Genomic DNA, 19,201 nt, shown 5'->3' with positions numbered 1-19,201 from the left:
CTAGCGCGGCGCCCGCCAGACCGCCTGGCTGACGTCCACCGCCCGGGGAATCAGCCCCTGGGCCTTGAAGATGTCGGCGGTCTGCTGCTGGGTGGCGATGATTTCCGGCGTCAGCGCCGTCGCCCCGTAGCCGGTGCGTGCCTGCCAGGTGGCGATCACCGCTTCCGGCAGCCCGATCTGGGCGGCCAGGATGCGCGTCACCTCCGGCTTGTGGGCATTGGCCCAGGCGCCGGCCCTGGCCAGTTCCGCCAGCAGCAGGCGGATCGCCTCCGGATGAGCGTCGGCGAAGCGGCGTGAACCCTCATAGAAGCTGTTGGCGTGCAGCAGCCCTTGGTAGTCGGCGAGAATCCGCACCGGCTGGCTCTGCTGGATGGCCGCGAGATAAGGATCCCAGACCACCCAGGCGTCCACCGAACCGTTGACGAAGGCAGCGCGGGCGTCCGCTGGTGGCAGATAGACCGGCTGGATGTCCTTGAAGCTCAGCCCGGCCTTTTCCAGGGCGGCGACCAGCAGGAAGTTGGCGCTCGATCCCTTCTGCACCGCCACCTTCCTGCCCTTGAGGCCGGCGACGTCGCGGATCGACGAGGCCGCCGGTACCAGGATGGCCTCCACTGCCTCGCTGGCCGGTTCGGCGCCCAGGTAGACCAGATCGATCCCCGCCGCCTGGGCGAAGATCGGCGGCGGTGAACCGGTGTAACCGACGTCGATGCTGCCGGCGTTGAGGGCCTCCAGCAACTGGGGGCCGGCCTGGAATTCGCGCCAGCTCACCTGATAGCCCTGGGCGCCCAAGGCTTGTTCCAGGGTGCCCTGGGCCTTGAGCACGGCCAGCAGACCGCCGCCCTTCTGATAGCCGATGCGCAAGGCCTGGTCGGCGGCCTGCGCCGGCGTGAGGACGGCGAGCACCAGCAGCAGCGCGCTGCTGCCTCCCAAGAGTCGACGAAGCGAGCAATGAAACATGGCGACCTTCCTTATATTCCATTTGGAAAGGTCAGCCTGGCTCATCTAGACCGGAATGTTTAATACGTTTCTCTACTAAGGCTATGCCCTGGCCCGGTACGGAGCGCAGGCCAAGGTCCGATTGACGCTGACACCAGGATCGCGCCACCCTGCGCCAGCGGCGGCCACCGGGGCCGTCGACCCTATCGGAGCCTGCCATGCCTTTTCTGATCGAGACCTTCGACAAGCCGGACAGCCTGGCCCTGCGCCAGCAGCATCGCCCGGCCCACCTGGATTTCCTGCGCGAGAACGCCGCTGCCTTGCTGGCCTGCGGCGCCAAGCTCAGTGACGATGGCGAGACCGCCACCGGCAGCGTCTACATCGTCGATGTGGAAACCCGCGCCGAGGCCGAAGCCTTCATCGCCCGCGATCCCTTCACCAGCGCCGGTCTGCCGGGCGAGGTCCGCATCACTCGGTGGCGCAAGGCGATTCTGGACGGCAAGGCGTTCGTCTGAGCCTGCCTGCGGCGGCCTGACCGGCCGCCTCCGCCTTACCGCACCTTGGCTTAGGAACCCCTTAAGACTGGCACAATGCCACCTTAATCAACGGCGTTCGCTGCCGTTGCAAGTTCACACTTCCAGGAATCGATTCACAGAAAAGTGATGCAGCGCAAGAAAAGCCGGACTTTTCCCGCCCTCACCACAAGGAAGCTAACGAACTAGCCTAAGCTCACCGGGCTCAGATGATCTGATGCGCCGACATCCTTTCCCACTCCCGTGGAAACGCTGTCTCGCTTAGCTAGTACAGAGGACTCAGCATGACCAAGACCACGCCTGAAAAGGATCTGCGCATCGAGACGATTCGCGGACTGGCGCTGTTTCTGATGGTAGCGGGCCATGTCATCGGCAGTTCGTCGACCCTGGGCATGAAGGTGCCCGACGAATCGGTGCTGCGCTATCTCTACGATTCTCTCGTCTATGTCCGGATGCCGCTGTTTACCGCCATCTCCGGCTACGTCTATGCGCTGCGCCCGGTAAATACCGGCAGCGACCTGTCGCGCTTCTACCAAGGCAAGTTCAAACGCATCGGCATTCCCCTGCTGGTGGTGTCGACGCTGTTCTTCGCGCTGCAGATGGCGGTGCCCAACACCAACTACAAGCCGCAGCTGACCGACATCTTCAGCATCTACTTCTTCAGCTACGCGCACTTCTGGTTCCTGCAATCGATCTTCTGCATCTTCGTGGTGATCGCCCTGCTGGAGAAGGCCGGACTGCTATTGACCCTGCGCAACTTCGGCCTGGTGTTCGCCGTGGCCCTGGCGGCGTCCTTCGCCTGGGAGAGCTTCCCGGACCTGTTCAGCCTCTACAAGGCCGTGCAGCTGTTCCCCTTCTTCCTCCTGGGCCTGGGTCTCTACCGCTTCGGCGCACAGCTCATCACCCGTAGCAACGTGATCACCATGGCCGTGGCCCTGACGATCCTGGTGGCGATCGACCAGGCCTATCTGTTCGAACTGGTCGATCTCGACGAGAACGACATGGCTGTGGTCGGCACCGCCCTGGGCCTGGCCGCCATCAGCCTGCTGATCGCCCGCCGTTTCTACTTCAAGCCGCTGGCCTGGCTGGGCTACTTCTCCTTCGAGATCTACCTGTTCCACGTCTTCGGCACCGCCGGCGCGCGCATCGTGCTGAACAAGCTGCAGGTGCACGACGTCTGGGTGGTCTTTACCGTCAGCATGGTCATGGGACTGTTCCTGCCGGTGGCGCTCAAGCTGGTGCTGGAACGGATCAGTCCGCTGCACTTCCTCAGCGTGGCCTTCTTCGGCGCCAAGACGCGGGTCAACCGCGCCACGCCGCCGCTGCAGAAGAAAGCCACCGCCTAGGACGCCTGCAAGGGCATCTGGCTCGGAAGACCCTCCATGAAAAAAACCCACGCCAAGGCGTGGGTTTTTTCATGGAGGCGAAGATCACTCGACGCTGAGCACGACACGCCCCCGGGTAGGGCACTGCTCCATGCAGCGATGGGCCTCGACGAACTGCTCGAAGGGAAAGACCTGCTTGATCTGCGCCTTGAGCAGGCGATCGCGGGTCAGCTGGTCGATGTGCTGCAAAGCCTCGCGTACCGCGGCGCAATCCGCTTCCAGGCCCATTTCCGGCTGGCCGGTGAAGTCCTGCACACAGTGGATGTAGAGCTTGAATTTCTTCTTGAAGGCCGCGCAGGCCGGCAGCGGGGTCTGGTTGCCACCGTTGAGGCCGTAGAGCAGCAGCCGGCCGCGGGGCGCCATGGCCTCGCCGAGCAGCGCCAGTTGCGGACCGCCCAGGGCATCCAGGGCCACGTGCACGCCGACGCCGTCGGTGATGCTGGCGATGCGGCTGACCAGATCCTCTTCCTCGGCGGCGATGACCCTTTCCGCGCCCAGTCCCCGCAGGTAGTCACGGTCGCCGGCGTCGTGGGTACTGGCGATGACCCGGGCACCCAGGGCCTTGGCCAGCTGGATGGAGGCCGGGCCGCAGCAGCGACTGGCATCGGTGATCAACACCCATTCGCCCGGTTGCAGCCGGGCCTGGTGCATCAGCGCGGTATAGACGGTGAGCAGCGGGTTGTAGTGCACCGCGGCTTCCACCGGGGTGAGCACGTCCGGATAGCGCACCAGCGAGGTGGCCGGATAGACCAGGTCGTCGCCATAGGCGGGGTAGCGATTGATGTCGTGACCCAGGAAACTGGCCACGTGATCGCCCACCGCCAGGTCGGCCACGCCTTCGCCCAGAGCGGTAACCACCCCGGCCAGCTCGCAGCCGAGACCGGCCGGCGGCACGGCCTGCTCGGGGGCCAGATTCTGCCGCCAGAGCACGTCGTACCAGCTCACGCCGATGGCTTGGACCCGCACCAGCACCTCGCCTGGACCCGCCACGGGCGTGGGCCGGTCGATGCACGCGAGCACCTCCGGCGGGCCGAATTCGGTGAACTGGATCAGGCGGGACATGGCATTACCTCGCGTTGATGCCAACCCCGGGACGTTTGCCGAGGCGGACTGCTATGACTAGGACTCTAACCAGCCTTCCCTTAGGATTCTATGCATCCCCATCGATAATGGACATCGGGGGTATCGATCCACTCCCTGCCGGTGCCTGAATGAACCGTACCGATCTGCGTCGCGTCGACCTCAACCTGCTCATCGTGTTCGAGACCCTGATGCTCGAGCGCAGCGTCACCCGTGCCGCGGAAAAGCTGTTTCTCGGCCAGCCGGCGATCAGCGCGGCCCTGGCGCGGCTACGCACCCTGTTCGACGATCCGCTGTTCGTCCGCACCGGGCGCAGCATGGAACCCACCCCGCGGGCCCAGGAGATCGCCGCCCTGCTGTCGCCGGCGCTGGACCAGATATCCAGTGCGGTGAGCCGCACCCAGAGTTTCGAGCCGGCCAGCGCCGACCGGGTATTCCGCGTCGGCCTGTCCGACGACGTCGAATTCGCCCTGCTGCCGCCGCTGCTCAGGCGGATCCGCATCGAAGCACCCGGCACCACCCTTGTGGTACGCCGGATGAACTACCTGACCGCCGCCGGCATGCTGGCCTCCGGCGAGATCACCGTGGCGGTGGGCTATACCGAGGAATTGCCGGCCAATGCCAAGCGCCGGCCGGTGCGGCGCTTCGGCTTCAAGGTGCTGCGCGCCGACAGCAAGCCCGGGCGCCTGACCCTGGACGAATACTGCGCCCGTCCCCATGCCCTGGTGTCCTATGCCGGCGATCTCACCGGCTATATCGACGAATTGCTCGACAAGCTCGGCCGCCAGCGCCGGGTGGTGCTGGCGGTGCCCCAGTTCAACGGCCTGGGATCGCTGCTGGCGGAAACCGACCTGCTGGTGATGGTGCCGGACTACACCGCGCGCCTGCTGGCCAGCACCGGGGGCCTGAGGTACGAGGACCCGCCGGAAGAGCTGCGCGACGGCAGCCATGAATTGCCCATGGCCTGGAGCGGCGCCCAGGACCATGACCCCGGCGAGCGCTGGCTGAGGTCGCGTATCCAGATGTTCATTGGCGACCCGGACAGCCTTTGAGGCGAAGCCCCTGCCCTTGATCCGGCGGAAGGGCTCAACAGCGGCCCTTTCCAGCCAGGGACATCACTGCCAGCGATACCTACAGTAAAACCATCATCGCCATCGATAAATAAGTTCGAGCCCTTCGATTCGTCGTCGCCCCCGACCAGCGGCAGACTCGCCTCCCTGACCTCTTTCCACCTCGGGCGGACTCGAACATGGATCTCTTCGCGAAAACCCTCGGCCCCCTGGCCCTGACCTCTACACTGTTGCTGGCCGCCTGCGGCGATTCCCATCCCCAGGCCAGCGCCGCGCCGCCCGCGCCCAAGGTGAGCGCCGCCGAGGTGCTACGCCAGCCGGTGGTGGAGTGGGACGAGGTGACCGGCCGCCTGGAAGCGCCCGAGTCCGTGGTGGTGCGGCCCCGCGTCTCCGGCTACGTCGACCGCGTGCTCTTCCACGAGGGAGCCCGGGTCAAGCGCGGCGACCTCTTGCTGCAGATCGATCCGCGGCCCTTCCAGGCCGAGGTCAAGCGCCTCGAGGCCGAGCTGCAACAGGCTCGCGCCAACGCCAATCGCACCGCCGACGAAGCCGCCCGCGGCGAACGCCTGCGCAGCAGCAACGCCATCTCCGCGGAAATCGTCGAGGCCCGCCGCAGCGCCGCCCAGGAGGCCAATGCCAGCGTCGCCGCCGCCCAGGCGCAACTGGACGCCGCGCGCCTGAACCTGGGCTTCACCGAGGTCCGCGCGGCCATCGACGGACGTGTCGGCCGCGCCGAGGTGACCGCCGGCAACCTGGTCAACGCCGGTGACACCCGCCTCACCACCCTGGTCTCCACCGACAAGGTCTATGCCTATTTCGACGCCGACGAGCGCGTCTTCCTCAAGCAACAGGCCCTGGCCCGCCAGGGTCAGCGCGGCGCGGCCAGCCCGGTCTATATGGCGCTGTCCAACGAGGACGACTTCTCCCATGAAGGCCACATGGACTTCATGGACAACCAGCTCGATCCGCGCACCGGCACCATTCATGGGCGCGCCGTGTTCGACAACGTCGACGGCCGCTTCACCCCGGGGCTCTATGCCCGGCTGCGGCTGGTGGGCAGCGGCACCTACGACGGCACCCTGATCCAGGACGCCGCCGTGGGCACCGACCTGGGCAAGAAATTCGTGCTGGTGGTGGATGGCCAGAGCAAGACGGTCTATCGCACCGTCGACCTGGGCCCGCGCCTGGAAGGCCTGCGCATCGTGCGCAAGGGGCTGGAAGCCGGCGATCGCATCGTGGTCAACGGCCTGCAGCGGGTGCGCCCGGGCATGACCGTCGACGCCCAGTCGGTGCCCATGGCCGATGCCACCACCTTGACTGCCCTCAAGCGCCAGCGCGACGCGGTCCTGGCCAGCCTGCCCGCGCCTTCGCAGCCGCTCAAGGTGGGTAGTCGCTAACCGACGCCGTACCCCGCTTCCCAGATCCGATCGACAACGCGACCTCAGCGGTCGCTCCTGCCTCCACCGTGAGGCGGGAGCGACCCCGTGTGGCTGCGTTCTGTACGCCTCCTTGCCAGGACATTTCCGATGAACTTCTCCCAGTTCTTCATCCACCGGCCGATCTTCGCCGCCGTGCTCTCGCTGATCATCCTGATCGGCGGAGCCATCTCGCTGTTCCAGCTGCCGATCAGCGAATACCCCGAGGTCGTCCCGCCCACCGTGGTGGTGCGCGCCACCTTCCCCGGCGCCAACCCCAAGGTGATCGGCGAGACCGTCGCCGCGCCCCTGGAGCAGGCCATGAACGGCGTGGAGCACATGCTCTACCTGTCGTCCCAGTCCACCGCCGACGGCAAGCTGACGCTGACCATCACCTTCGCCCTGGGCACCAACCTGGATACCGCCCAGGTGCAGGTGCAGAACCGCGTCACCCGTACCCTGCCCAAGCTACCGGAAGAGGTGCAGCGCCTCGGCGTGACCGCCGACAAGGCCTCGCCGGACCTGGCGATGGTGGTGCACCTGACCTCGCCGGATCAGCGCTACGACATGCTATATCTGTCCAACTACGCCCTGATCAACGTCAAGGACGAGCTGGCGCGACTGGACGGGGTAGGCGACGTCCAGCTGTTCGGCATGGGCGACTATTCCCTGCGCGTCTGGCTCGATCCGGACAAGGTGGCCTCGCGCGGCCTGACCGCCAGCGATGTGGTCACCGCCATCCGCGAGCAGAATCGCCAGGTCGCCGCCGGTGCCCTTGGCGCGCCGCCGGCCCCCGGCAGCACCAGCTTCCAGCTGGCCATCAACACCCAGGGCCGCCTGGTGGATGAGGAAGAATTCGCCAACATCATCGTGCGCGCCGGCAGCGACGGCCAGATCACCCGGCTGCGCGACATCGCCCGCATCGAACTGGGTTCCAACCAGTACGCCCTGAGATCCCTGCTGAACAACCAGCCGGCGGTGGCCATCCCGATCTTCCAGCGCCCCGGCAGCAATGCCATCGACCTGTCCAACCAGGTGCGCGCCAAGATGGCCGAGCTCAAGCAGGGCTTCCCCCAGGGCATGGACTACGAGATCGTCTACGACCCGACCATCTTCGTGCGCGGCTCCATCGAGGCCGTGGTGCACACCCTGTTCGAAGCCATCATCCTGGTGGTGCTGGTGGTGATCCTGTTCCTGCAGACCTGGCGCGCCTCCATCATTCCCCTGGCGGCGGTGCCGGTGTCGCTGATCGGCACCTTCGCGGTGATGCACGCCTTCGGCTTCTCGCTCAATGCGCTGTCGCTGTTCGGCCTGGTGCTGGCTATCGGCATCGTGGTGGACGACGCCATCGTGGTGGTGGAAAACGTCGAGCGGAACATCGGCCTCGGCCTTGATCCGGTGGCCGCCACCCGGCGCGCCATGGGCGAGGTGACCGGGCCCATCATCGCCACCGCGCTGGTGCTCTGCGCGGTGTTCGTGCCGACCGCCTTCATCTCCGGTCTCACCGGGCAGTTCTATCGCCAGTTCGCCCTGACCATCGCCATCTCCACGGTGATCTCGGCCTTCAACTCCCTGACCCTGTCGCCGGCCCTGGCCGCGGTGCTGCTCAAGGGCCACGACGCGCCCAAGGACCGTTTCTCGCGCCTGCTCGACCGGCTGTTCGGCGGCTGGCTGTTCGCCCCCTTCAACCGCTTCTTCGACAAGGCCAGCCACGGCTATGTCGGCGCCGTGCGCCGGGTGCTGCGCGGCGGCTCCATCGTGCTGGTGCTCTATGGGGTGCTGCTGGGCCTGACCGGCCTGGGGCTGGCGAAGACACCGACCGGCTTCGTGCCACCCCAGGACAAGCAGTACCTGGTGGCCTTCGCCCAGTTGCCCGACGCCGCCACCCTGGATCGCAGCGAAGAGGTCATCCGCCGCATGTCGGCCATCGCCCTCAAGCACCCGGGCGTGGAAAGCACCGTGGCCTTCCCCGGCCTGTCCATCAACGGCTTCACCAACAGCCCCAACAGCGGCATCGTCTTCGTGACCCTGAAGCCCTTCGAGGAGCGCCGTGATCCCTCGCTGTCGGCCGGCGCCATCGCCGCCCAGCTGAACGGCGAATTCGCCGCCATCCAGGAATCCATCATCGCCATCTTCCCGCCGCCACCGGTGCAGGGGCTGGGCAGCATCGGCGGCTTCCGCCTGCAGGTGGAGGACCGTGGCAACCTGGGTTACGAAGAACTCTATGCCCAGACCCAGAGCGTGCTGGCCAAGGCCCGGCAGCTGCCGGAACTGGCGCCGGAGTCGCTGTTCACCAGCTACCAGGTCAACGTGCCGCAGATCGATGCCCACATCGATCGCGAGAAGGCCAAGACCCACGGGGTGCCCATCGACGCCATCTTCGACACCCTGCAGGCCTACCTGGGCTCGGTCTACGCCAACGACTTCAACCGCTTCGGCCGTACCTTCCAGGTCAACGTCCAGGCCGACCAGCGCTTCCGCCTGGAGCCCGAGCAGATCGGCCAGCTCAAGGTGCGCAACGACCGCGGCGAGATGGTGCCCCTGTCCACCTTCGTCAAGATCAGCGACACCGCCGGCCCCGACCGGGTGATGCACTACAACGGCTTCCTCACCGCCGAGATCAACGGCGCGCCGGCGCCGGGCTACAGCTCCGGCCAGGCCCAGGCGGCCATCGAGGGACTGCTCAAGCAGGAGCTGCCCAACGGCATGACCTTCGAATGGACCGAGCTGACCTACCAGCAGATCCTCTCCGGCAATACCGCCCTGCTGGTGTTCCCGCTCTGCGTGCTGCTGGCCTTCCTGGTGCTGGCCGCCCAGTACGAGAGCTGGAGCCTGCCGCTGGCGGTGATCCTGATCGTGCCCATGACCCTGCTCTCGGCCATCACCGGGGTGATCCTGGCCGGCAGCGACAACAACATCTTCACCCAGATCGGCCTGATCGTGCTGGTGGGCCTGGCGTGCAAGAACGCCATCCTCATCGTCGAATTCGCCAAGGACCAGCAGGCCACCGGCAAGGACCGCGTCGCCGCGGTACTCGAGGCCTGCCGCCTGCGGCTGCGGCCCATCCTGATGACCAGCTTCGCCTTCATCATGGGGGTGGTGCCCCTGGTGACCTCGACCGGTGCCGGCGCCGAGATGCGCCACGCCATGGGCGTCGCGGTGTTCTCCGGGATGCTCGGGGTGACCTTCTTCGGCCTGCTGCTCACGCCACTGTTCTATGTGCTGGTACGCGCCTTCGTGGAGCGTCGCCAGGCCCGCTCCGCCGTTGCCCAGGAGGCCCAGGCATGAAGGCTTTCGCTCCCCTGCTGCTGGCGCTGGCGGTCTCCGCCTGCGCCGTCGGCCCGCACTACCAGGCACCACAACCGGCGCCCGCCCAGCTCAAGGCCAGCCAGCAGCCCGCGGCCTACGACCAGGGCCACTTCGAGGCGCTCTGGTGGCGCCAGTTCGAGGACCCGACCCTTGACGCCCTGGTGGCCAGCAGCCTGGACGGCAACCGCGAGTTACGCGCTGCCTTCGCCCGGCTGCGCGCCGCCCGCGCGCTGCGGGACGACGATGCCAACGACCTCTATCCCACGGTCACCAGCCGTGCCAGCAGCCAGCTCGGCAAGGCCCAACAACCCGGTTTCACCGAAGAGCGGGTCAACAGCGACCGCTACGACCTGGGCCTGGACATGGCCTGGGAGCTGGACCTGTTCGGACGCGTGCGCCATACCCTGGAAGCCAGCGATGCCCGTGCCGAAGCCGCGGCGTCGGATCTCGCCGCGCTGCAGGTCAGCCTGATCGCCGAGCTGGTGGATGCCTATGGCGACCTGCGCGGCGCCCAGCTGCGCGAACGCATCGCCCGCGACAACCTGGGCAACCAGCGCGAAGCGCGCCGCCTGACCGTGACCCTGAGAGACGAAGGCATGGGCAGCGACCTGGACGTGCAGCGCAGCGAAGCGCGCCTGGCCGCCACCGAAGCCAGCCTGCCGGAATTCCAGGCCCAGGCCACCCGCGCGCGCAATCGCATCGCCACCCTGCTCGGCCAGCGCCCGGATGCCCTCAGCGTGGATCTCGCGCCCAAGGCCCTGCCGGCCATCGCCAAGCGCCTGCCCATCGGCGATCCCGGCGAACTACTGCGCCGCCGTCCGGACGTGGCCGCCGCCGAACGGCGACTGGCCGCCGCCACCGCCGACGTCGGCGTGGCCACCGCCGATCTCTTCCCGCGGGTCAGTCTCTCGGGCTTTCTCGGCTTCACCGCCGGACGCGGGTCGCAGATCGGCAGCAGTGCCGCCCGGGCCTGGGGACTCGGCCCGAGCATCACCTGGCCGGCCTTCGACCTGGGCAGCGTCCGCGCCCGCCTGCGCGGCGCTCGCGCCGGTTCCGAGGAGGCCCTGGCCAACTACGAGCAGCAGGTGCTGACCGCCCTGGAAGAAAGTGCCAACGCCTTCAGCGACTACGGCCGTCGCCAGGAGCGCCTGCAGGCGCTGATCCGCCAGTCGGTGGCCAGCCGCGCCGCCGCCGACCAGGCCGAGATCCGCTACCGCGAAGGGGGCACCGACTTCCTGGTGCTGCTCGACGCCCAGCGCGAACGCCTGGCCGCGGAAGACCAGCAGGCCCAGGGCGAGATCGAGCTCTATCGCGGCATCGTCGCCCTCTACAAGGCCTTGGGTGGCGGCTGGGACGTGCGACCCGCCCGTCTCGCCCAGGGCAACGCTTCCCCCGCGCCGGCGCTCTGACCGCCGGCGCTTACCCCCGACACGCGTGTTCTCTTGCTCCTTTGGCGTGTCGGGTTTTTTCTTCCCGCTACCCGGTGCGGCGCGCCTGGCGCGGCACTGGGTCCCCCCTTCCTGCGGACCTGAGCAAAAGCCCGCTCCAGAGGTCTCAGAGAGACCTGGAGCGCCGCTGCCCGGCGGATATATCCCAGACTGGACGCCTTGCGGCTGTTTCCTAATATTTTGTAAGGGAGACAGGCCTAGGAATCTGTGGTCTCTCTTTTATTATCACCGTAGGTTATTAAACCGTCGGTTCTTGTACGAAACTCAGAGATCGATCCGCGTGCCCCTTGCCGTCCTGGCAAGCTTCCCGGCGCGGGGATCGAATGCCACTCGAGGCCTCTAGGGAGCCCCATCTACCAACCGCCATGAGGCGGCTCAGCTAAAGGATGCAGGCATGGTATTGGCGCTGATCATCGCGTTGCCCTTCCTGGGAACACTGCTGTCGCTGGCGACCGATCGCTTCGGCCGGCGCGCCTGCGCCCTGGGCACCGCCGTGGCCCCCGCCCTGGCCCTGGCCCTGCTGGCCACGCAACTGCCCGCGGCCCTGGACGGCGCCGTGCTGCTGCACCGGGTCGACTGGCTGCCGGCGCTGGGGCTGAATCTCAGCCTGCGCCTGGACGGCCTGGGGCTGATGTTCGCCCTGATGATCCTGGTCATCGGCCTGCTGGTGATCCTCTACGCCACCTATTACCTGAGCAAGGATGAAAAGGTCGGGCGCTTCTTCGCCTACCTGCTGCTGTTCATGGGCGCCATGTTGGGCGTGGTACTGGCGGAGAATCTGCTGCTGTTGATGGTGTTCTGGGAGCTGACCAGCCTGTCGTCCTTCCTGCTGATCGGCTTCTGGAGCCACAGCAAGGAAGCCCGCCAGGGCGCGCGCATGGCCCTGACCGTCACCGGCGGCGGTGGCCTGGCCCTGCTCGCCGGCATCCTGCTGCTCGGCCATATCGTCGGCAGCTTCGAGTTGACCGACGTGCTCGCCGCCGGCCCGCTGATCACCGGCCATGCCCTCTATCCGCTGGCGCTGATCCTGGTGCTGCTCGGCGTCTTCACCAAGTCCGCGCAATTTCCCTTCCACTTCTGGTTGCCCCAGGCCATGGCCGCGCCGACGCCGGTGTCGGCCTATCTGCACTCGGCGACCATGGTCAAGGCCGGGGTCTTCCTGCTGGCGCGGCTCTATCCGGCACTGGCCGACTCCGAGTGGTGGTTCTACATCGTCACCCTCACCGGCCTCACCACCCTGGTGGTGGGCGCCATCCTGGCGCTGTTCCAGCACGACCTCAAGGGCCTGCTGGCCTACTCCACCATCAGCCACCTCGGCCTGATCACCCTGCTGTTCGGCCTCGACACCCAGCTGTCCACCGTGGCGGCGGTGTTCCACATCCTCAACCACGCCACCTTCAAGGCCTCGCTGTTCATGGCCGCCGGCATCATCGACCATGAGACCGGCAGCCGCGACATGCGCCGCCTGGCGGGACTCTGGCGCTACATGCCGCATACCGCGGTGCTGGCCATGGTCGCCGCCGCGGCCATGGGCGGGGTGCCGCTGCTCAACGGCTTCCTGAGCAAGGAGATGTTCTTCAACGAGACCCTCAACCACGGCCTGTTCGGCAGCTTCAGCTGGATCGTGCCGGCGGTGGCGGTGCTCTACGGGGTCTTCTCGGTGGCCTATTCGCTGCGCTTCATCCACGACGTCTTCTTCAACGGCGAGCCGCGCGACCTGCCCCATTACCCGCCTCACGAGCCGCCGCGCTACATGAAGATCCCGGTGGAGATCCTGGTGCTGCTCTGCCTGCTGGTGGGCGTGGTGCCCGGCTATACCGTGGCGCCGCTGCTGGCCGCCGGGGCCAGTGCCGCCCTCGGCGGCAGCCTGCCCGACTACAGCCTGGCCATCTGGCACGGCTTCAACACCGCCCTGGTGATGAGCATCCTGGCCATGGTCGGCGGGGTGCTGGTCTATGCCTTCCGCCGGCCGCTGTTCCGCTGGCAGGCAGGGCTGCCTGACGTCGATGCCCGGCTGGTCTTCGAACAGGGCCTGAACCGCCTGATCGGCTTCGCCCAGCGGCTCACTGGGCGCCTGGAAAGCGGCTCGCTGCAGGGCTATATCGCCCTGATGCTGTCTGCCACTCTGGTGTTGCTGGTGGCGGCGCTGTCCGGCCTGGACAGCCTCGAAGGCCCGGTGGCCCTGTCGCCCTTCGATCCGCTCACCGCCCTGGGCCTGGGCATCCTGATGCTGACCGCGGTGCTGACGGTGTTCTTCCACCGCAATAGACTCAAGGCGCTGATGACCCTGAGCACCGTGGGCCTGATCGTCTCCCTGCTGTTCGCCCGCTACTCGGCGCCGGACCTGGCGCTGACCCAGCTGTCGGTGGAGGTGGTGACCATCATCCTGCTGGTGCTGGCGCTGTTCTTCATGCCCGATCGCACCCCCATCGAATCCAGCAGCCTGCGCGGCCTGCGCGACGTCCTGCTGGCCGGCGGCCTGGGGCTGCTGGTGGCGCTGCTGGCCTATGCCGTGCTGACCCGCCCCTACGAGGGCATCGGCGACTTCTTCCTGGCCAATTCGGTGTCTGGTGGCGGTGGCTACAACGTGGTCAACGTCATCCTGGTGGACTTCCGCGGCTTCGACACCCTCGGCGAGATCACCGTGCTGGCCATCGCTGCGGCGGGCGTCTACGGCCTGCTCAAGCACCTGCACCTGCCGCATCCGCTGGTCGATCCCAAGGGCACGCCCTGGTCGCGCGACAGCCATCCGATGATCCTCAACAACGTGGCGCGGGTGCTCCTGCCGCTGGCGCTGCTGGTGTCGGCCTTCATCTTCGTGCGCGGCCACAACCTGCCCGGTGGCGGCTTCATCGCCGGCCTGATCACCGCCATCGCCCTGATCCTGCAGTACGTGGCCCATGGCGTGACCTGGACCCAGCGGCGCCTGCCGATCAGCTACCACGCCCTCTGCGGCCTCGGGGTGCTGATCGCCGCCCTCACCGGGCTGGGCTCGCTGGCCTTCGGCCGGCCCTTCCTGACCACCGCCTTCGACTACTTCGCCATCCCCCTGATCGGCAAGACCGAACTGGCCACCGCGCTGATCTTCGATCTCGGGGTCTACCTCGCCGTCGTCGGCGCCACCCTCCTGATCCTCTCCAACCTGGGCCACGTCAGCCGGGACGAGAAGGACACGGACGGTTCCAGCCAGGAGGTGCTCTAGCATGGAAATCCTGTTCTGCACGGCCCTCGGGGTCCTCACCGCCAGCGGCGTCTACCTGCTGCTGCGGGCGCGCCTCTATCCGGTGGTGCTCGGCCTCACCCTGCTGTCCTACGCGGTCAACCTCTTCCTGTTCGCCATGGGCCGCCTGCGCACCGGCGTGCCGGCGGTGATCGGCAAGGCCGCCGAACAGGCCGACCCAGTGCCCCAGGCCCTGGTGCTCACCGCCATCGTCATCGGCTTCGCCATGACCGCCTTCGTGGTCGCCCTGTCGCTGCGTGCCCTGGGCGAATTGCGCACCGACCACGTGGATGGCGAGGAGCCGCGCCGATGAAGCACCTGATCATCCTGCCGATCCTCGTGCCGCTGTTCATGGGCGCCTTCCTGCTCATGCGCCCGCGGCTGTCCGCCCGCACCGCGCGCGGGCTGTCGCTGCTCGCCACCGCGACCCTGCTGCCGCTGGCACTGCTGCTCCTACAACGGGCCAGCAGCGGCCAGCTGGAGGTCTATGCCCTCGGCGACTGGCCGGCGCCCGTCGGCATCGTTCTGTTGCTGGATCGCCTGGCCGCGCTGATGCTGGCTACCGTGGCGGTACTGGCCGCGGGCGCGGCGCTCTACGCCTGCCGCGGCGACGACGAGCGCGGTCCGGATTTCCATGCGCTGTTCCAGTTCCAGTTGCTGGGCATCAACGGCGCCTTCCTCACCGGCGACCTGTTCAACCTCTTCGTCTTCTTCGAGATCCTGCTGATCGCCTCCTATGCCCTGCTGGTGCACGGCGCCGGCCCCGCACGGGTGCGCGCCGGCCTGCACTACGTGGTGCTCAACCTGGTGGGCTCGGCCCTGTTCCTGATCGGCATCGGCCTGCTCTACGGCCTGCTCGGCACCCTGAACATGGCCGACCTCGGCCTGAGGGTCGCCAACGCCGATCCCGCGCAGGCGCCGCTGCTGGCGGCGGCGGGCTTCCTGCTGCTGGTGGTGTTCGGCCTCAAGGGTGCGCTCCTGCCGCTGTACTTCTGGCTGCCCAGCGCCTACTCGGCGGCCAGTGCGCCGGTCGCCGCCCTGTTCGCCATCATGACCAAGGTCGGGCTCTACGCCATCGTCCGCGTCTTCCTGCTGGTGTTCGGCGCGGCTGCCGGGCCCCTGGCCCACTATGAACTGCCCTGGCTCTGGCCACTGGCAGCGGTCACCCTGGCCGCCGGGGTATTCGGCGCCCTGGCGGCTCATCACCTCAAGGCGCTGTTCGGCTATCTGGTGGTCATCTCGGTGGGGATGCTGCTGACCGGCGTGGCCCTGGGCAACGTCGCCGGGCTCGCTGCCAGCCTCTTCTACCTGGTCCACAGCACCTGGATCGCCGGCGCCCTGTTCCTGCTGGCGGATCTCGTCGCCCAGCAGCGCGGCCCCCAGGGCGATACCCTGGGCAGCGGTCCGCCGCTGGCGCATCCACGGCTGCTCGGCGGACTGTTCTTCCTCGGCGCGGTATCCGTCGCCGGCCTGCCGCCCTTCCCCGGCTTTCTCGGCAAGGTGATGCTGCTGCAGGCCACCGGCACCGCCTGGCCGGCACTGATCATCTGGCCGGTGGTGCTGCTCGGCGGGCTGGGCATGATCATCGCCCTGTCCCGCGCCGGGACCACGCTGTTCTGGCGCGGTAAGGGCGCAGCCCTGGATGTCCGCCTCGATCCCGTCCAGCTCGCCGCCACCCTCGGCCTGCTGCTGGGCAGCCCGCTGCTGATGGCGCTGGCGGCGCCGCTGCATGGCTATGCCCTGGAGACCGCCCGGCAACTGCTGGACGTCACACCCTACTTCGACATCGTCCGGGGGGTTGGCCCATGAAGCGCTGGCGCCTGTTGCCACACCCGCTGCTCACCGTCCTGCTGACCCTGACCTGGCTGCTGCTCAACAACAGCCTGGGCCTCGGCCAGCTGCTGCTGGGCCTGCTGCTCGGCTGGGGCATCCCGCTGCTCTGCCAGGACTTCCTGCTGCACGCCCCCCGCTTGCGCCGCCCCCTGCTCCTGCTGCGCTACATGCTGATGGTGGTGTACGACATCATCGTCGCCAACCTGCACGTCGCGCGCCTGGTGCTGGGCCGGACCGAGGCGCTCAGGCCGGCGTTCATCGAGGTCCCCATCGACATCGAGGACGAATTCCTGCTCACCCTGCTCGCCTGCGTGGTGTCCCTCACCCCCGGCACCGTTTCGTCCGGCCTCAGCGGCGATCGCAAGACCCTGCTGCTGCACGGCCTCGATGTCGCGGACAAGGACGAGGTGATCCGCCAGGTCAAGACGCGCTATGAAGCCCCGCTCAAGGAGATCTTCGAATGCTCACCTACGTGACCCTGCTGTGCATGGGGATGATGGGCGCGGCCGCCGTGCTCAACGTCTATCGCCTGGTGAAGGGACCGGACATCCCGGATCGGGTACTGGCGCTGGATACGCTCTATATCAACGTCCTGGCGATCATCATCCTGTTCGGCATCTGGCTGGCCACCGACGTCTTCTTCGAAGCCTCGCTGCTCATCGCCGTGACCGGCTTCGTCGGCACCGTGGCGCTGGGCAAGCACATGCTGCATGGCGAAATCATCGATTAACGGAGCGCTGCCCCATGCCCTTCTGGCTCGAACTCCTCATCTGCGCCCTGCTGCTCATCGGCAGCAGCTTCGCCCTCATCGGCGCCATCGGCCTGTACCGGCTGCCGGACTTCTTCATGCGCCTGCATGGTCCGACCAAAGCCACCACCCTGGGCGTGGGCAGCACCATCGTCGCCTCGATGCTGTTCTTCAGCGTCCAGGGCGAGGGCCTCAGCCTGCACGAACTGCTGATCGCCCTGTTCATCTTCGTCACCGCGCCGGTAAGCGCCCACATGTTGGCCCGCGCCGCCATCCAGCAGAAGGTCAAGCAGGTAGAGCGTACCGACGGCCAGCCCTGGCGCTAGGGCTGGCCGCGCACCGCTCGCCGTACCGGAACGGGCGAGCCGCAGGCGGTTCTAGCGACCGCCGCTGACCTTGCTGAAGTCCTGGCGGCCGAAGGGATTGGGCTGGTAGCCCTCGACGCCGCTCCTGGCCAGCACCGTCACCGTCGGGTGCGCCAGCGGCAGCCACAGCGCCTGGTCGTGGATGATGCGCTGCGCCTGGTGGTACACCGTGGCGCGCGCCATCTGGTCGGACAGGGTCTTGCCCTTGCTGATGGCGCCATCCAGGGTCTTGTCGCAATAGCGCGCGAAGTTCAGGCCCGACTGCACCGAAGCGCAGGAGAATTGCGGCGTTAGGTAGTTGTCCGGATCGCCGTTGTCGCCGGCCCAGCCCATGAACAACAGATCGTGCTCGCCGTTCTTGGCGCGGCGGATCAGCTCGCCCCACTCGATCACCTGGATCTGCGCATCGACGCCGATCTTCTTCAGGTCGGCCTGCAGCATCTGGGCACCCAGCTGCGGATTGGGATTGAGCAGGCTGCCGCTGGGGCGCGTCCAGATGGTGGTCTTGAAGCCGTCCTTGAGGCCCGCCTGGGCCAGCAGCGCCTTGGCCTTGGCCGGGTCATAGGGATAGGCCGGCACGTCCTTGGCATAGCCCCAGGTGGCGGGCGGATAGACGTTGTCGGCGGCTACCGCGGTGTCCTGGAACACCGCCTTCAGATAGCTCTGCTTGTCGAACGCCAGGTTGATGGCCTGGCGCACCTTGATGTTGTCCAGCGGCGGATGGCTGGTGTTGATGCCGACGAAGGCGGTCATGAAGGCCGGCGTCTGCACTACCTGCAGGCTCTTGTCCTCCTGGGCGCTCTGCAGATCCTGGGGCTTGGGCGACAGGGCGATCTGACACTCGCCGCGCTTGAGTCGCTGCAGGCGCACCGCCGAATCCGGGGTGATGGCATAGATCAGCCCATCCAGCTTGGGCTTGCCGGCGAAGTAGTCCGGATTGGCGGCGTAACGTACCGCGGCATCCTTCTGGTAGCGCTTGAAGACGAAGGGGCCGGTGCCTATGGGTTCGTCGTTGAGCTGGGCGGTCTTGCCGGCCTTGAGCAACTGCTCGGCGTACTCGGCGGAGTAGATGGAGGCGAAGCCCATGCTCAGGGTCGGCAGGAAGGTGGCGTCCGGGGTGTTGAGCACGATGCGCACGCCGAGGTCGCTGGTCTTTTCCACGCTCTTGATCAGCTTGGGCCACTGCATCGATTGGGCATGGGGATAGCCGCTCTTGGCCACCGCGTGCCAGGGGTGATCCTTGTCCAGCATGCGCTGGAAGCTGAACACCACATCGTCGGCGGTCAGGGTACGACTAGGGGTGAAGTAGTCGGTCTGGTGAAACTTCACGTCCGGGCGCAGGGCGAAGTCATAGGTCAGGCCGTCGCCCGACACCGTCCAGCTCTGCGCCAGGCTCGGCGCCAGCTTGGCTTCGCTGGCGTCGTATTCCACCAGGCGATTCATCAGCACGTCGGCCGAGGCATTGGTGGTGGTCAGCGAGTTGTACTGCACCACGTCGAATCCATCCGGACTGGCTTCGGTGCAGACGCTGAGCGTGGCGGCCTGCGCCAGCAGGGGCGCGAAGAGCAGAGGCAAGGCGGCGAAACGCATAGAACGATTCCTTGTGGATCCGAAGTGGCAGACGGCGCCCGAATGGCTGGCAACGGATGACGGGGCGCTGCGGGCGGTCGTCTGACGGACGTGGATTGAAAATGGCGGTCGCTCTAAACTAGACCACCCGTCCGTCCGTCACAATGCTTCTGACCGACGAACGGTTGGCATTCCAGCCGGGCTCGCACGGCACCCGGTGCGCGGGCGTTTCATCCGTCGCCCTACCTTGTTATGCCAGAGTACTTCTGGTATAAAACAGCGCTCTTTTT

Annotated in this window: 15 protein-coding genes; 12 read left to right on the top strand and 3 right to left on the bottom strand. The window is 67.1% G+C overall.

The genetic code is table 11. From position 1 onward, the window contains the following. On the bottom strand, positions 1-957 hold the full coding sequence (locus RCF34_RS14665; protein WP_308708804.1) for a sulfonate ABC transporter substrate-binding protein: 957 nt from the start codon (positions 955-957) through the stop codon (positions 1-3). Positions 958-1,154: 197 nt separating this feature from the next. On the opposite strand from RCF34_RS14665, the gene RCF34_RS14660 reads away from it, so the two are divergent. After that, complete coding sequence (locus RCF34_RS14660; protein WP_027600646.1) at positions 1,155-1,451, top strand: YciI family protein; 297 nt, start codon at positions 1,155-1,157, stop codon at positions 1,449-1,451. A 302-nt stretch (positions 1,452-1,753) separates the two neighbouring features. Then, positions 1,754-2,815, top strand: a complete 1,062-nt coding sequence (locus tag RCF34_RS14655) for an acyltransferase (RefSeq protein WP_308708803.1) — start codon at positions 1,754-1,756, stop codon at positions 2,813-2,815. Between the two features lie 84 nt (positions 2,816-2,899). Here the strand turns inward: RCF34_RS14655 and RCF34_RS14650 are convergent, their stop codons facing one another. Further along, positions 2,900-3,916, bottom strand: coding sequence for a zinc-dependent alcohol dehydrogenase family protein (locus tag RCF34_RS14650; RefSeq protein ID WP_308708802.1), 1,017 nt, complete (start codon positions 3,914-3,916; stop codon positions 2,900-2,902). Between the two features lie 149 nt (positions 3,917-4,065). On the opposite strand from RCF34_RS14650, the gene RCF34_RS14645 reads away from it, so the two are divergent. The 10 genes from RCF34_RS14645 to RCF34_RS14600 all read left to right on the top strand — a co-directional run bounded on the left by RCF34_RS14645 (position 4,066) and on the right by RCF34_RS14600 (position 17,303). Continuing rightward, positions 4,066-4,986: a LysR family transcriptional regulator gene (locus tag RCF34_RS14645; protein ID WP_027597405.1), complete on the top strand. Its 921-nt coding sequence runs from the start codon at positions 4,066-4,068 to the stop codon at positions 4,984-4,986. Positions 4,987-5,183: 197 nt separating this feature from the next. After that, a complete protein-coding gene (locus RCF34_RS14640; RefSeq protein WP_308708801.1) occupies positions 5,184-6,401 on the top strand; it encodes an efflux RND transporter periplasmic adaptor subunit in 1,218 nt (405 codons plus the stop codon). A gap of 129 nt (positions 6,402-6,530) precedes the next feature. Further along, positions 6,531-9,707: an efflux RND transporter permease subunit gene (locus RCF34_RS14635; protein ID WP_308708800.1), complete on the top strand. Its 3,177-nt coding sequence runs from the start codon at positions 6,531-6,533 to the stop codon at positions 9,705-9,707. After that, positions 9,704-11,137, top strand: coding sequence for a TolC family protein (locus tag RCF34_RS14630; protein WP_308708799.1), 1,434 nt, complete (start codon positions 9,704-9,706; stop codon positions 11,135-11,137). Before RCF34_RS14635 ends, RCF34_RS14630 begins: the two co-directional genes overlap by 4 nt. A gap of 433 nt (positions 11,138-11,570) precedes the next feature. Continuing rightward, positions 11,571-14,378: a monovalent cation/H+ antiporter subunit A gene (locus tag RCF34_RS14625; protein WP_308708798.1), complete on the top strand. Its 2,808-nt coding sequence runs from the start codon at positions 11,571-11,573 to the stop codon at positions 14,376-14,378. A gap of 1 nt (position 14,379) precedes the next feature. Next, positions 14,380-14,709: a Na+/H+ antiporter subunit C gene (locus RCF34_RS14620; protein ID WP_017642337.1), complete on the top strand. Its 330-nt coding sequence runs from the start codon at positions 14,380-14,382 to the stop codon at positions 14,707-14,709. Further along, positions 14,706-16,205 carry a monovalent cation/H+ antiporter subunit D gene (locus RCF34_RS14615; protein WP_308708797.1) on the top strand — a complete coding sequence of 500 codons (1,500 nt, stop codon included), beginning with the start codon at positions 14,706-14,708 and terminating at the stop codon, positions 16,203-16,205. Before RCF34_RS14620 ends, RCF34_RS14615 begins: the two co-directional genes overlap by 4 nt. Next, on the top strand, positions 16,202-16,705 hold the full coding sequence (locus RCF34_RS14610; RefSeq protein ID WP_308708796.1) for a Na+/H+ antiporter subunit E: 504 nt from the start codon (positions 16,202-16,204) through the stop codon (positions 16,703-16,705). The genes RCF34_RS14615 and RCF34_RS14610 overlap by 4 nt, the downstream gene beginning before the upstream one ends. Beyond that, positions 16,690-16,959: a K+/H+ antiporter subunit F gene (locus tag RCF34_RS14605; RefSeq protein WP_308708795.1), complete on the top strand. Its 270-nt coding sequence runs from the start codon at positions 16,690-16,692 to the stop codon at positions 16,957-16,959. Before RCF34_RS14610 ends, RCF34_RS14605 begins: the two co-directional genes overlap by 16 nt. Positions 16,960-16,973: 14 nt before the next feature. Then, positions 16,974-17,303: a Na+/H+ antiporter subunit G gene (locus RCF34_RS14600; protein ID WP_308708794.1), complete on the top strand. Its 330-nt coding sequence runs from the start codon at positions 16,974-16,976 to the stop codon at positions 17,301-17,303. A gap of 51 nt (positions 17,304-17,354) precedes the next feature. Here RCF34_RS14600 and RCF34_RS14595 read toward each other — a convergent pair whose 3' ends face one another. Next, complete coding sequence (locus RCF34_RS14595) at positions 17,355-18,932, bottom strand: ABC transporter substrate-binding protein (protein WP_308708793.1); 1,578 nt, start codon at positions 18,930-18,932, stop codon at positions 17,355-17,357. Positions 18,933-19,201 lie beyond the last annotated feature (269 nt).

This window comes from Pseudomonas sp. 102515 (assembly GCF_031085165.1).
Lineage (GTDB): Bacteria > Pseudomonadota > Gammaproteobacteria > Pseudomonadales > Pseudomonadaceae > Chryseomonas.
The sequence above is the reverse complement of the archived record's forward strand: the minus strand, read 5'-3'. Positions and strand labels throughout refer to the sequence as shown.

What these genes read in the sequence shown, in the direction of transcription:
- RCF34_RS14625 (WP_308708798.1), top strand. Translation starts at nt 11,571, where the DNA reads ATGGTATTGGCGCTGATCATCGCGTTGCCCTTCCTGGGAACACTGCTG.
- RCF34_RS14660 (WP_027600646.1), top strand. Translation starts at nt 1,155, where the DNA reads ATGCCTTTTCTGATCGAGACCTTCGACAAGCCGGACAGCCTGGCCCTG.
- RCF34_RS14665 (WP_308708804.1), bottom strand. Translation starts at nt 957, where the DNA reads ATGTTTCATTGCTCGCTTCGTCGACTCTTGGGAGGCAGCAGCGCGCTG.
- RCF34_RS14635 (WP_308708800.1), top strand. Translation starts at nt 6,531, where the DNA reads ATGAACTTCTCCCAGTTCTTCATCCACCGGCCGATCTTCGCCGCCGTG.
- RCF34_RS14640 (WP_308708801.1), top strand. Translation starts at nt 5,184, where the DNA reads ATGGATCTCTTCGCGAAAACCCTCGGCCCCCTGGCCCTGACCTCTACA.
- RCF34_RS14655 (WP_308708803.1), top strand. Translation starts at nt 1,754, where the DNA reads ATGACCAAGACCACGCCTGAAAAGGATCTGCGCATCGAGACGATTCGC.
- RCF34_RS14620 (WP_017642337.1), top strand. Translation starts at nt 14,380, where the DNA reads ATGGAAATCCTGTTCTGCACGGCCCTCGGGGTCCTCACCGCCAGCGGC.
- RCF34_RS14645 (WP_027597405.1), top strand. Translation starts at nt 4,066, where the DNA reads ATGAACCGTACCGATCTGCGTCGCGTCGACCTCAACCTGCTCATCGTG.
- RCF34_RS14610 (WP_308708796.1), top strand. Translation starts at nt 16,202, where the DNA reads ATGAAGCGCTGGCGCCTGTTGCCACACCCGCTGCTCACCGTCCTGCTG.
- RCF34_RS14595 (WP_308708793.1), bottom strand. Translation starts at nt 18,932, where the DNA reads ATGCGTTTCGCCGCCTTGCCTCTGCTCTTCGCGCCCCTGCTGGCGCAG.
- RCF34_RS14650 (WP_308708802.1), bottom strand. Translation starts at nt 3,916, where the DNA reads ATGTCCCGCCTGATCCAGTTCACCGAATTCGGCCCGCCGGAGGTGCTC.
- RCF34_RS14615 (WP_308708797.1), top strand. Translation starts at nt 14,706, where the DNA reads ATGAAGCACCTGATCATCCTGCCGATCCTCGTGCCGCTGTTCATGGGC.
- RCF34_RS14630 (WP_308708799.1), top strand. Translation starts at nt 9,704, where the DNA reads ATGAAGGCTTTCGCTCCCCTGCTGCTGGCGCTGGCGGTCTCCGCCTGC.
- RCF34_RS14605 (WP_308708795.1), top strand. Translation starts at nt 16,690, where the DNA reads ATGCTCACCTACGTGACCCTGCTGTGCATGGGGATGATGGGCGCGGCC.
- RCF34_RS14600 (WP_308708794.1), top strand. Translation starts at nt 16,974, where the DNA reads ATGCCCTTCTGGCTCGAACTCCTCATCTGCGCCCTGCTGCTCATCGGC.